Below are 12951 nucleotides of genomic sequence, written 5' to 3'. Positions count from 1 at the left end.
TTGTCAAGTCATTAATTGTAATAAATGTATCACATTGCGCGGGGATAATTCCCCGTCAATTCCTTAAGAAGCCCCCTCCTTCATATCATCAATTATTTCGGACAATTCCTCTTCAGTAAAATCTCTTTCCATAATCTCCTGCTCTGTTACATCTTCTACGAGCTCAACGTTTTTATACTTACGCATGCCGGTTCCGGCCGGTATCAGGTGGCCCATTACAACATTTTCCTTAAGTCCATGCAATTCATCGACTTTACCCTGAGTGGCCGCGTCCGTAAGAACCCTCGTTGTTTCCTGGAAGCTCGCCGCCGAAATATAACTGTCGGTGCTCAAAGACGCCTTTGTTATACCAAGCAGCAGCGGCTTGAATGTGGCCGGCGTTCCTTTCCCCTTCTGGGCTTTCTCGTTTTCTTTTTCAAATATCTTTTTGCTGACCACATCACCTTCGAGGAAATCTGTGGAGCCCGGATCTTCGACTAGAACCTTTTGAAGCATCTGACTGACAATAACTTCGATGTGTTTGTCATTTATATGAACACCCTGCAGCCTGTATACTTCCTGTATTTCATTCACAAGGTATTCCTGAACGGCGTTAACTCCTTTGATATTCAAAATGTCAAAGGGATTAACCGGACCTTCGGTAAGGTTGTCTCCAGCTTCGATAATGTCACCTTCATAGACCCTTAGATGTTTCCCCTGAGCGACAGAATAGGTCCTTTTATCACCACTGTCATTTTCTACTACAATCTTGCGGATACCCTTAGAGACAGCCCCGAATTTAACATTTCCGTCTATCTCCGAAACAATCGCCGCGGATTTGGGTTTACGTACTTCAAAGAGCTGCGCCACTCTGGGCAAGCCTCCCGTAATATCGTGTGTTTTCGTTATTTCCTTTGGAATCCTGCATATTACATCTCCGGGAAGAACATCGTCACCGTCATGAACTACCAGTCTCGATCCGGTAGGAATAATGAAGTTGCCGATTATTTTACCCTTATTATCGAGCATTTCAATGTGAGGATGCAGTTTCTTATCGCGATCTTCTTCGATTATCCTCTGTCTGAGGCCCGTTTTATCATCAAGTTTTTCATTCAGCGTGACACCCTCTACAATACCGCGGAAACGCAATTTACCGCCTTTATGGGAGATAATAACATTCGAATAGGGATCCCATTCATAGGCAATCTGTCCCTTCTTAACATGGTCGCCTTCATTGATTTTCAGGATTGCTCCATAGGGTACACCAAAACGCGCTCTTACCCTATCCTTTTTATTGCTTAGTATAACAGCTTCGCCTTTTCGACCGATTACCTTTGTTTCCTTGTTACGGTCCTCTACATATTTTATTCTATTGAATTTTACATACCCTTCATGAGAACAGGTTTTTTGAGTGGTTTCAGCAATTCTGCTTGCCGTTCCACCAACGTGAAATGTCCTCAATGTAAGCTGAGTGCCGGGCTCTCCAATACTCTGCGCGGCGACAACACCTACCGCCTCACCAAGATCAACCATCTTGCCGTTGGCTATATTACTCCCGTAGCAGAGAGCGCATGCTCCTCTCTCGGCCTCACATGTCAACACAGATCTTATCTTAACGGTCAAAACTCCCCGCTCTTCGATTTCATCCGCTGTATCTTCATCTATAAGACTATCTGCTTCAGCCAGAACTTCCCCGCTATGGGGGTCTACAACATCATCTATTACCACGCGGCCCAGAATCCTGTCGCTTAGAGACTCGATAATCTCCTCGCCCTCTTTAAGCGCGGTCGCGCCGATCCCTCTTATTGTTCCGCAGTCATATTCAGTTATAATCACATCCTGAGCGACATCTACCAGACGCCGTGTCAGGTAACCCGCGTCCGCTGTCTTAAGAGCGGTGTCAGCAAGTCCTTTCCTGGCACCGTGAGTGGAGATAAAGTACTGCAGCACCGACAGACCCTCTTTAAAATTAGCAGTAATAGGCATTTCAATAATTTCACCTATTCCTCCTGTAATTGTCTTCTGAGGTTTGGCCATCAAACCGCGCATTCCGGCAAGCTGACGTATCTGGTCCTTGCTTCCTCTCGACCCTGAATTTGCCATCATGTATATGGGATTGAATCCTCCCTTATCTTCACTCAACGCGTCATCCATTCTCTCCGCTACTTCGTTAGCAGTGTGAGTCCAGATATCAATTACCTTGTTATAACGTTCTCCGTCGGTAATAACACCGTTTGAATACTGCTTTAAAATCTTTTCGATCTCTTTTTCAGCACGTTGAATCATATCCGATTTCTTAGGAGGCACTACAATATCATCGATACCGAATGTTATCCCGGCTTTTGTCGCGTAATTAAACCCGGTTTCCTTGAGTCTCTCAAGGAACCGCACCGTGGCGTAATTTCCAATCTTTTTGTAACTTTTGGCGATCAGTTTATTCAAAGTGGATTTATCAAGAAGATCATTAACGAATCCAAGACCTTCAGGCACAATGTTGTTAAAAATCAGCCGGCCGACGGTTGTTTCGAGCAGCTCCCCGTTAATCCTCACTCTAATAAGAGCGTGAATATCAACAACTCCGACATCTTTTGCCATAATCGCTTCACGGGAAGAGAAAAAGGTTTTGCCTTCGCCTTTTACCCCTTTTTTGGAGGCTGAGAGATAGTACGAACCAAGCACTATATCCTGTGAAGGCGTAGCCAAAGCTCCGCCGTTGGCGGGAGACATAATATTATTCGACGACAGCATCAAGGTTCTGGCTTCAAGCTGCGCCTCGAGAGACAGAGGCACGTGAACAGCCATCTGGTCGCCGTCAAAGTCCGCGTTGAAAGCGGCGCAGACAAGCGGATGTATCTGTATGGCCTTCCCCTCTATAAGGGTCGGATGAAATCCTTGAACACCCAATTTGTGCAGAGTCGGCGCCCTGTTGAGCAAAACGGGATGGTCCTTTATTATTTCTTCGAGGATATCCCAGACTTCCGGCCTTTCCCTCTCTACAAGTTTCTTGGCGCTCTTTACCGTCTGCACGTAACCCTTTTCTTCAAGCTTACGTATGATAAAAGGCTTGAATAATTCCAGAGCCATTGATTTTGGAATACCGCACTGGTGCATTTCAAGCTCCGGACCTACTACAATCACTGAACGCCCGGAATAATCCACTCGCTTGCCCAGAAGATTTTGACGGAAACGGCCCTTTTTCCCTTTAAGCATATCACTTAAACTCTTGAGAGGTCTGTTCCCGTGACCTCTTACCGGGCGGGAACGCCTCCCGTTATCAAACAAAGCGTCAACAGCTTCCTGGAGCATTCTCTTTTCATTTCTCAATATTACTTCGGGTGCCCGTATCTCAATGAGCTTCTTTAACCTGTTGTTTCGGTTAATAACCCTTCTGTATAAATCGTTCAGATCAGATGTCGCAAACCTGCCCCCTTCCAGGGGAACGAGCGGGCGCAGATCCGGCGGAAGTACCGGAATAGTTTCAAGTATCATCCACTCCGCTTTATTGGGACTGCCGAGAAAGGCTTCCATTACTCTAAGTCTCTTTAGCACTTTTTTCTTGCGCTGCATTGAGGTTTCGACTTTCGCCTGTGCTCTGAGATTAATAGATTCCTCTTCAATATCCACCTGGGCGAGAAGTTCTCTTATAGCCATTCCACCCATCTTGGCGGTAAATTCTACCTCTTTTTCAACAAGCTCATAATATGTTTCTTCATCTATAAGCTGCTTATGTTTAAGCCCTGATTCACCGGGGTCTATAACAACTCTGGACTCATAGTACAATATTCTTTCAAGGTTACGGATTGAAATCCCCAGCATATATCCTATACGGCTCGGAATGCCTTTCAGAAACCATATATGAGCAACGGGAACGGCAAGTTCGATATGCCCCATACGTTCTCTCCGCACCTTCGAATGAGTCACTTCCACGCCGCATCTGTCACAAATCACCCCTCTGTAACGAATCCGTTTATATTTACCGCAGGCACATTCCCAGTCTTTGACGGGGCCGAATATTCTCTCGCAGAAAAGTCCGTCCTTCTCCGGTTTGAAAGAACGATAGTTAATGGTTTCGGGTTTTAAGACTTCTCCGTAACTCCATGAACGAATAGCTTCCGGTGAAGCCAGCTTGATTCCCATAGCGTCTATTCCGCCGGGGTGATTTCGATTTTTATCAAAAAAGGTAGTATACAAAGGAAACCTCCAACTCTTTATTCCCTTTCAAGACTTACATCCAGACACAAACTCTGAAGTTCTTTTAACAGCACACTAAACGATTCCGGCAAACCCGGTTCGGGCGCGGTTCCACCCTTTACGATTGATTCATATACTTTACTTCTTCCGCTTACATCATCGGATTTGACAGTTAACATTTCCTGAAGGCAATAGGCGGCTCCGTAAGCTTCAAGAGCCCATACCTCCATCTCACCGAATCTCTGACCGCCGAACTGAGCCTTGCCTCCAAGCGGCTGCTGTGAAACAAGTGAATAAGGCCCGATAGACCTCGCGTGAATTTTATCATCAACAAGGTGTGAGAGTTTCATCATATAAATATATCCGACTGTAACCTTGTTATCGAAAACTTCGCCCGACCTGCCGTCGTAGAGGACAGCCTTCCCGTCTTCGGGCAATCCGGATTCCTTCAATGCCTCTTTAATCTCGGACACTGTCGCTCCGTTAAACACGGGAGTGATCGCTCTCGCTCCCTGTTTCTGCGTGGCCCAGCCGAGGTGTGTCTCAAGAATCTGTCCGACATTCATCCTGCTCGGTACTCCCAGCGGATTCAGTAAGATATCAACGGGGGTGCCGTCTTCCATGTAAGGCATATCTTCTTCGGGTACTATTGTAGAAATAACCCCTTTGTTTCCGTGCCGGCCGGAAATCTTATCGCCAACAGCTATTTTCCTCTTCCGGGCAACATAAACTTTAACAAGCTTGTTTACACCGGGGGGAAGTTCATCGCCGCGTTTTACTCTTTCGACCTCTTTTTCATATTTCGCGTCTATCCCGTCAATAGCTCTCGTGGCGGTCTCCATCAAAGATTGAATCTTTTCGTCAACCTTTGAATTCTTCACTATAGGCAGTCCCCAGTGCAGATAATCAACATCTATGGTATCGAGTAATTTTTCCGTAATCTTCCTGCCCGCTTTTGCCTGTATCTCGCCGGTTTCAGAATGAATCAGCTTCTCGGTTGTCTGCCCGAGCATTAACTTTTCCAATCTTTCTTTTCTTTTGCTTTTTACGAATTCCTTCTTCTCCTGGAATTTTTTCTCAAGGGCCTTGATTTCTTTCTTTTCCTGATTTTTCGCCCTATCATCACGTTCTTTCCTGGAAAATAGTTTGACGTCAATTACTATCCCGTCCATGCCGGTTCCGGCCTTGAGGGAAGCGTCACGCACATCTCCCGCTTTTTCTCCAAAAATCGCTTTAAGCAGCCTTTCTTCGGGAGTAAGTTCGGTTTCACCCTTCGGGGTAACCTTTCCGACAAGAATATCACCGGTTTTAACACGGGCTCCCACCATTATTATTCCGTCTCCATCGAGGTTGGACAATGAGTCCTCTCCCACGTTCGGAAGTTCCCTTGTGATCTCTTCCTTGCCGGCTTTAGTGTCCCGTACCTGCAATTCATACTCTTCGACATGAATAGAGGTCAAAACGTCTTCTTTCACAAGCCTCTCGCTAATGGCAATGGCATCCTCGTAGTTATACCCGCGCCAAGGCATAAAGGCGACAAGCAGATTCCTTCCAATAGCCAGATCGCCTTTAACAGAAGCTGAAGCATCGGCTATTACATCGCCTTTCTTAATCTTATCACCGAGGTTTACTATAGGCTTCTGGTTAATACAAGTATCCTGGTTTGAACGCTTGTATTTTACCAGCCTGTACTCGTCAATCCCGCCGAATCCCGAGAAATCATCCAGATCGCTGTCACTGCTGTCGACATTGTAAGAAATCTGTATTCTGTCAGCGGAAACGTTTTTCACCGTACCGCTTCTCTTGGCAATCGCGAGAACCCCGGAATCGTACGCGGCTTTACTTTCCAGACCAGTCCCGACTAACGGCGCTTCAGGTTTCAGAAGGGGAACAGCCTGACGCTGCATATTGCAGCCCATTAAAGCTCTGTTGGCATCATCATGTTCGAGGAAAGGTATAAGAGCGGCTGATATACCAACAAGCTGATTCGTTGAAATATCTATATAATTAATACCCTTAGGGTCCACAAGTACGAAATCGCCTTTACTTCTTGCCATTATTTTATCAGAAGTAAACTTCCCTTTTTTATCAACCGGTGAACTCCCATGGGCTATTATCATGTCATCTTCCATATCAGCGGATAACATCTCTACTTCATCAGTTACAACACCGTCCTTCACTTTCAAATACGGTGTTTCCAGAAAACCGAATTCATTGAGGTGGCCGAAAGAAGCAAGTGACGTAATCAAACCTATGTTAGGTCCCTCGGGTGTTTCAATGGGACACAGGCGGCCGTAATGCGTAAAATGCACATCTCTGACTTCAAATCCGGCTCTTTCCCGTGTCAATCCGCCCGGACCAAGGGCTGAAAGACGCCGTTTGTGAGTCAGCTCGGCTATAGGGTTAGTCTGATCCATAAATTGCGAAAGCTGACTGCTTCCGAAAAAGGATTGTATCACGGCGCTGACAGTCCTCGCGTTAACCAGATCATAGGGTGTCGGGTTATCTGATTCCTGAATAGTCATTCTCTCACGGATTATTCTGGCCATCCTGGAAAGACCTATTGAAAACTGATTTGAGAGAAGTTCTCCTATAGATCTGACACGCCTGTTGCCCAGATGATCAATATCATCAACCGGGCCGTCAGTTTCCTTGAGATTGATAAGGTTCGCCACAACGGCAATAAAGTCTTTGGGCGTTAATGTCGTCGTTTCAATTGGAACATCTATACCAAGACGCTTATTTATCTTATATCGCCCCACCCTCGCCAGATCGTATCGCTTCGGATTGAAGAACAACCTCTGAAGAAGAGCTTTGGCCGTTTCGAGAGTTGGCGGATTCCCGGGCCGCAGCAGATTGTAGATCCGCTTCAAAGCCTCTTCACTATTGGAAGTCTTGTCCTTAGCGAGAGTTTTGAGAATAACATCACTGTCAAGTCCCTTCTTCTTTTTTACAAGGACAAGTTTTGAGATCTTTCTCTCTTTCATTGATGTTAGAATCTCTTCAGTAATCAATTTGCCGCACTCAATGATTATTTCGCCTGTTTCGGGATCAACAATATCTTCCGCGACGGCTTTGTCGATCAGAGCGTTATCTTTCTTGTTCTTTCTCGGTGATAATTTATAAACCTCTTTTTTGTGGAAAAGCTTTATGATAGCGCTGTCCGGCTCAAACCCCATCGCTTTGAGAAGTGTCGTCACGGGCATTTTCCGGCGGCGGTCGATGTAAACGTACATTACGTCATTGACATCTACCGCGAATTGCACCCATGATCCCCGGTATGGAATTATCCTGGCGCTGAAGAGTCTTTTTCCGTTAGCGTGGTATTTGTCGCTGAAAACCGCTCCGGGAGAACGGTGCAGCTGACTTACAATTACCCTTTCCGCGCCATTGATGATAAAAGTGCCTCTATCCGTTATAAGAGGAATTTCACCAAGATAGACATCACTCTGGATAATGTCTTTTATAGCTTCCTTGTCGGCACCCTTTTCCATTATAACAAGACGCAGAGAAGCCTTCAGCGGAACCGCGTAAGTGAGATCCCGGTCCCTGCATTCCTCAACTGAATACTTCGGTTCACCTACGTTATAACCAAGATACTCCAGTGAAAAATTACCCCTCGATGATACAATGGGAAATATCGATTTAAAAACCGACTCCAACCCAACGTCTTTCCTTTTCTCCTTCGAAACTTTCGGCTGGAGAAAAGTGTCATAAGATGATAGCTGCAGATCCAACAAATGGGGAAGCCCCATCACTTTGGGAGTTTTTCTGTAATCGATTCGCTTAGACATTTTAATCATGCGAAACGGCCCTTCCCTTTCTTTGGTCTTATATTCAACATCAACCAAACTAGTAAATTACTTAAGTTCTACGGTAGCTCCAACTTCTTCTATCTTAGATTTAAGTTCATCCGCTTCATCCTTGGCGACACCCTCTTTGACGGGTACCGGCGCGGATTCAACAAGCTTCTTAGCTTCAATAAGTCCCAGGTCTGTAATCGACCGGATAACCTTAATTACCTGAATTTTCTGGCTTCCTATATCTTTCAGAACCACGTCAAATTCAGTTTGCTCTTCTTCCTCTCCGCCGGCCTGAGCGCCCGCGGCGCCTCCAGCCATCATAGCTACGGGAGCAGAAGCGCTGACACCAAAGAGATCTTCGAGAACTTCTACGAGCTCCGAAAGTTCCATTACAGTCAGTTCTTTGACCATATCCACTATCTTCTTAACATTTGCGGATTCAGGCTCTACGCTTTCCTTCTCTTCAGATTTCTCTTCCTTTTTGTCCTCTTTCTTTTCTTCCTTCTTTTCCTCTTTTTCAGTCTTTTTTTCTTTCTTCTTCGTCTCTTTCTTTTTAGTTTCTTTCTTCTTGGTTTCCTCTTTCTTGTCCTCTTTCTTCTCAGCTTTCTCCTCTTTTACTTCTACTTCCTCTTTCTTCTTTTTCTCTTCCTTCTTATCGGCAGACATTCTTACCTCTCTTTCAAGATTATTTCAAAGTTATCAAAAAAACATGTCTTATCTTACAATCCGAGCCTTAAGCCGCTCCCTTCTTTTCGGAAATGGCATGGAGAACATATACAAGATTCCGACGGGAAGCATCGAGGCAGTTAATAAGACCTCGCACCGGATTCTGAAGTGTCCCAACCAGTTTCGCCTGAAGTTCGGCTTTGCCCGGGAGTGACGCAAATGCGACCGTCTTTTTTTCATCGAGAATACGGCCGTTTACCAAAGCCCCCTTAAAACGGGGTAATTCATGTTCATCGGCAAATTTCTTTAAAATCTGAGCGGGCAGGACTTCTTCTTCGGCGCTGACAGCAAAAGCTGTCGGTCCGGAGAAAAATTTATTCATACCCTCTATGCCCATACTGTCGAACGCTCTGACAGCCAGGGTGTTTTTGATAACCCTGAAAGTGACATTATTTTCATAACATTCTCGCCTGAGCTTCGAAATTGCGGCAACATCCAACCCCTTATAGTCATTCAATATTACACTCTTAGCTCCTTTCAAGAGCTCTACGAGCTCGTCAACTCTGTCTATTTTGGCCTGCTGCACCATCAGATATACTCCTTTCCCTTTATCTCGCTATATCTACTATTGATGTTCTGTCAAGTTTAATGGAAGGACCCATGGTACTTGAGATATAAATAGTTAAGAAATATCTCCCTTTAGCGGCGGAAGGTTTAGCTCTGAGAAGCTCTTTCACTATCGCACTGATATTATCAGCGAGTTTCTCCTTATCGAAAGACATCTTCCCCACTTGAACATGGATATTACCGTTTTTGTCAACACGGTATTCCAGCTTTCCCGCCTTTGCCTCAGTGACCGCCTTTGTCACATCGGACGACACCGTCCCCGCTTTTGGATTCGGCATCAGTCCTCTGGGGCCCAAAAAGCGGCCCAGTTTGCCGACTTCGCTCATCATATCGGGGGTCGCGATGGCAACGTCAAACTCAAACCATCCATCATTTATCTTCTCAATATACTCGTCAAAACCCGCGTAATCGGCTCCGGCTTCCAGAGCTTCGCGTTCCTTGTCGCCCTGGGCAAAAACCAAAACTCTTACTTTCTTGCCCGTTCCGTGAGGAAGCATCACCGTTCCCCTTACCTGCTGGTCGGCATGCTTGGGATTGACTCCGAGCCTGGCTGAAAATTCAATCCCTTCATCAAAATTCGCCGGTTTCTGACTCTTAATGAGTTCCACAGCTTCACCTAGAGGATATTCTTTTGCTGGATCTATCTCTTTCTGGTTGTCCACATATCTTTTGCCGTGCTTCATCTTACTATCACTTTCTGTCTTAAAAACCTAGTTTTCAACAACTATCCCCATACTCCTGGCGCTGCCTTTTACGATCTTTACAGCGGCTTCAAGATTATAGGCATTTAAATCCTTCATTTTTTCTTTGGCAATCTCTTCTACTTGGGCTAATGATATTTTCGCCACTTTCTCCTTGTTCGGTTCCCCCGAACCCTTGGCGATCTTTGCCGCTTTTCTTAAGAATTCTGACGCCGGCGGCGATTTCGTCTCAAAAGTGAAACTCTTATCAGCATAAACAGTTATCTCTACGGGAACAATACTGCCAACCATCTTTTCAGTCGCCGAGTTAAACTGTTTGCAAAAATCCATCGAACTTACCTGAAGCTGGCCCAGCGCTGGTCCAACAGGAGGAGCCGGCGTAGCCTTTCCGCCGGGAATCTGAAGTTTAATAACCTTTAGAATCTTCTTTTTTCTTTTTTTAGCCATTGGTCGCGACTCTCCTCAATCTGAAATTCCTTATTCTTAGAGAAATTCTGTGACTTACAGCGGCTTTACCTGAAGAAAATCAAGCTCAACCGGCGTTTCTCTTCCGAAAATACTTACCAGGACCTTCAATTTGCCCCGTTCCGGGCTTATTTCATCAACAATACCTGTAAACTCAGAAAACGGTCCATCGACAACATTAACGTGTTCACCCAATGTGAAAGGAACTTCGGGAATAATCCCTTCTCTCTTCTCCATCCTTCCCAGTATTCTGTCCACATCCTTTTTGGGAATGGGCAGGGGTTTCTCTCTCCCCCCCACAAAATGCGTAACTCCCGTAACATTCTCGACAAGATTCCATGTTTCATTGCTCATTTCCATCTGGATCACTATATAGCTGGGAAAGAGTTTGCGTTCTCTTACTTTCTTCTTACCCTTCTTCATCTCCGCTACTTCTTCAGTTGCCACAAGTATATTCCCGAACTTATCCTCTAATCCGGAATTTTTCGCAATTCTTTCTATTGAATCGCGCACTTTCTTTTCCCGCCCGGAATAGGTGTGAACGACATACCATTTCATATTTTTATATTGATCATTATCTTCTGTCTTTTGAATATTCTGATCGTCCTTACCTTCACCCCTCTCTTCGGGCTCATCTGGCGCGGTGCTCTTTGAAGAATCCTCAGCTTTCCCCGCCTCAGCCGCCTTCTCTTCCGGGTGATTCTCCTGATCAGAAACGCTGTTTTTATTTTCCTTATCAGCTAATTCTTCTGTCTTATTTTTTGAAATTTCTTCGCCCATTCTTTTTCCTCAAAATCTAATTGAACTGAATTACCATCCCAGCAGATATCTGATGATAAACGAAAGTATGTTATCAACAACACCGATGAAAACAGTTACTACAAAGGAAGCAATAATTACCAGTTTTGTGGATTCTTTCAGTTCTTCACGAGAAGGCCACGTTACTTTCTTCATTTCCACTTTTACTTCTCTGAAAAAATTTCCAATTTTTTCTATCATTACAACCTCCATGGTACATCAACAAAACAGCCTTTTCTCTGACAGAACGCGTGAGCTGCTCTGCTGTATTTCCGCTTTGCCGCTACACGCGCGAACTCCAGCGTATCTTGGCCGGCTGTTTGAAACCCTTAGCCTCGCGCTACCTCGTTTGTTTGTGCAGCGTGTGCTTACCGCAGAATCTGCAGTATTTCTTCTGTTCTAATCTGTCAGGATGCAGACGCCTGTTCTTTGTTGTCTGGTAATTCCTATTCTTGCACTTCGTGCAAGCCATAGTTACTTTCTGTCTCATTTTTCGCTACACCTTTTATATAAAAATTCTTACTCAATAATTTCAGTTACAACACCAGCTCCGACGGTTCTTCCGCCTTCACGGATAGCAAACCGCAACTCCTTCTCCATCGCTATCGGGCTTATCAGCTCCACCGTCAGCTCAACATCATCACCCGGCATTACCATCTCCGTGCCTTCCGGCAGCGTTGCTACTCCCGTTACATCTGTCGTGCGAAAATAAAACTGCGGCCTGTACCCTTCAAAAAACGGCGTGTGACGACCGCCCTCTTCCTTCTTCAATACATATACCTTGCACTTGAACTTCTTATGAGGCGTTATCGATCCGGGCTTCGCGGCTACCATCCCTCGAAGCAGATCCTTCTTGTTTATCCCTCTGAGCAGCAACCCGACATTGTCCCCGGCTCTACCCTCATCAAGAAGCTTCCTGAACATCTCCACTCCCGTCACTACGGTCTTCTGCGTGTCCCTTATCCCCACTATCTCCACATTTTCACCTACATTTACTATCCCGCGCTCTATCCTTCCCGTTCCTACCGTGCCCCTTCCCGTTATCGAAAAGACATCCTCGACAGGCATCAAAAACGGCTTGTCCAAATCCCTCTCCGGCTCGGGTATATAACTGTCCAACGCATCCATCAGCTCCCATATACACTTGGCCTCTTCCGAATCCGGATCATCGCTCTCAAGAGCCTTAAGCGCGCTGCCCTTTATTATCGGTATCTCGTCCCCGGGAAATTCATACTCGTCCAAAAGCTCCCTCACCTCAAGCTCCACAAGCTCTATAAGCTCCGGATCATCAACCATGTCCGTCTTGTTCATAAATACCAGAAGCGCCGGCACATTAACCTGCCGCGCCAAAAGTATATGCTCCCTCGTCTGCGGCATGGGCCCGTCCGCGGCACTCACTACCACTATAGCCCCGTCCATCTGCGCCGCGCCGGTTATCATATTCTTAATGTAATCCGCGTGACCGGGACAATCCACATGCGCGTAATGCCGGTTCTCAGTCTCGTATTCAACATGCGCCGTGGCTATCGTTATGCCTCTGTCTCTCTCCTCCGGCGCCTTGTCTATCTCGTCAAACGGAACGAAATCCGCCCAACCCTTCGTCGCCAGATGCTTCGTCATAGCCGCTGTCAGCGTCGTCTTGCCATGATCCACGTGCCCTATTGTCCCTACATTTAAATGCGGCTTGGTCCTTTCAAATTTCTCCTTAGCCATTGGAGTAT

10 protein-coding genes are annotated in these 12951 nt (G+C 45.8%); all 10 read right to left on the bottom strand.

What is annotated here, in order from left to right; genetic code table 11:
- Positions 1–63 precede the first annotated feature (63 nt).
- Positions 64–4116, bottom strand: a complete 4053-nt coding sequence (rpoC, locus tag U5O15_08620; protein MDZ7860704.1) for a DNA-directed RNA polymerase subunit beta' — start codon at positions 4114–4116, stop codon at positions 64–66.
- A 71-nt stretch (positions 4117–4187) separates the two neighbouring features.
- The gene (gene rpoB / locus U5O15_08615; protein ID MDZ7860703.1) at positions 4188–7964 is read right to left on the bottom strand and encodes a DNA-directed RNA polymerase subunit beta; all 3777 of its coding nucleotides are present in this window, start codon (positions 7962–7964) and stop codon (positions 4188–4190) included.
- A gap of 66 nt (positions 7965–8030) precedes the next feature.
- Positions 8031–8393 carry a 50S ribosomal protein L7/L12 gene (rplL, locus tag U5O15_08610; GenBank protein ID MDZ7860702.1) on the bottom strand — a complete coding sequence of 121 codons (363 nt, stop codon included), beginning with the start codon at positions 8391–8393 and terminating at the stop codon, positions 8031–8033.
- A gap of 313 nt (positions 8394–8706) precedes the next feature.
- A complete protein-coding gene (gene rplJ, locus U5O15_08605; GenBank protein MDZ7860701.1) occupies positions 8707–9228 on the bottom strand; it encodes a 50S ribosomal protein L10 in 522 nt (173 codons plus the stop codon).
- Positions 9229–9247: 19 nt separating this feature from the next.
- The gene (gene rplA, locus U5O15_08600) at positions 9248–9949 is read right to left on the bottom strand and encodes a 50S ribosomal protein L1 (GenBank protein ID MDZ7860700.1); all 702 of its coding nucleotides are present in this window, start codon (positions 9947–9949) and stop codon (positions 9248–9250) included.
- Positions 9950–9976: 27 nt separating this feature from the next.
- Positions 9977–10414, bottom strand: a complete 438-nt coding sequence (gene rplK, locus U5O15_08595) for a 50S ribosomal protein L11 (protein ID MDZ7860699.1) — start codon at positions 10412–10414, stop codon at positions 9977–9979.
- A gap of 54 nt (positions 10415–10468) precedes the next feature.
- The gene (gene nusG / locus U5O15_08590) at positions 10469–11212 is read right to left on the bottom strand and encodes a transcription termination/antitermination protein NusG (protein ID MDZ7860698.1); all 744 of its coding nucleotides are present in this window, start codon (positions 11210–11212) and stop codon (positions 10469–10471) included.
- Positions 11213–11242: 30 nt separating this feature from the next.
- Entirely contained in the window at positions 11243–11431 is a 189-nt protein-coding gene (gene secE / locus U5O15_08585; protein MDZ7860697.1) for a preprotein translocase subunit SecE, read from the bottom strand.
- A gap of 139 nt (positions 11432–11570) precedes the next feature.
- Positions 11571–11720, bottom strand: coding sequence for a 50S ribosomal protein L33 (rpmG, locus tag U5O15_08580; protein MDZ7860696.1), 150 nt, complete (start codon positions 11718–11720; stop codon positions 11571–11573).
- Between the two features lie 29 nt (positions 11721–11749).
- On the bottom strand, positions 11750–12943 hold the full coding sequence (gene tuf, locus U5O15_08575) for an elongation factor Tu (GenBank protein ID MDZ7860695.1): 1194 nt from the start codon (positions 12941–12943) through the stop codon (positions 11750–11752).
- Positions 12944–12951: the final 8 nt, after the last annotated feature.

The organism is Candidatus Krumholzibacteriota bacterium, from assembly GCA_034520215.1.
Lineage (GTDB): Bacteria > Krumholzibacteriota > Krumholzibacteriia > Krumholzibacteriales > WJIX01 > JAGHBT01.
Note: the sequence above shows the minus strand (reverse complement) of the source record. Positions and strands in the feature narration are given on the sequence as shown.

Coding starts and splice junctions, on each gene's coding strand:
- rplK (MDZ7860699.1), bottom strand. CDS start 10,414: ATGGCTAAAAAAAGAAAAAAGAAGATTCTAAAGGTTATTAAACTTCAG.
- rpmG (MDZ7860696.1), bottom strand. CDS start 11,720: ATGAGACAGAAAGTAACTATGGCTTGCACGAAGTGCAAGAATAGGAAT.
- rplA (MDZ7860700.1), bottom strand. CDS start 9,949: ATGAAGCACGGCAAAAGATATGTGGACAACCAGAAAGAGATAGATCCA.
- nusG (MDZ7860698.1), bottom strand. CDS start 11,212: ATGGGCGAAGAAATTTCAAAAAATAAGACAGAAGAATTAGCTGATAAG.
- rpoC (MDZ7860704.1), bottom strand. CDS start 4,116: ATGGGAATCAAGCTGGCTTCACCGGAAGCTATTCGTTCATGGAGTTAC.
- tuf (MDZ7860695.1), bottom strand. CDS start 12,943: ATGGCTAAGGAGAAATTTGAAAGGACCAAGCCGCATTTAAATGTAGGG.
- secE (MDZ7860697.1), bottom strand. CDS start 11,431: ATGATAGAAAAAATTGGAAATTTTTTCAGAGAAGTAAAAGTGGAAATG.
- rplJ (MDZ7860701.1), bottom strand. CDS start 9,228: ATGGTGCAGCAGGCCAAAATAGACAGAGTTGACGAGCTCGTAGAGCTC.
- rpoB (MDZ7860703.1), bottom strand. CDS start 7,964: ATGTCTAAGCGAATCGATTACAGAAAAACTCCCAAAGTGATGGGGCTT.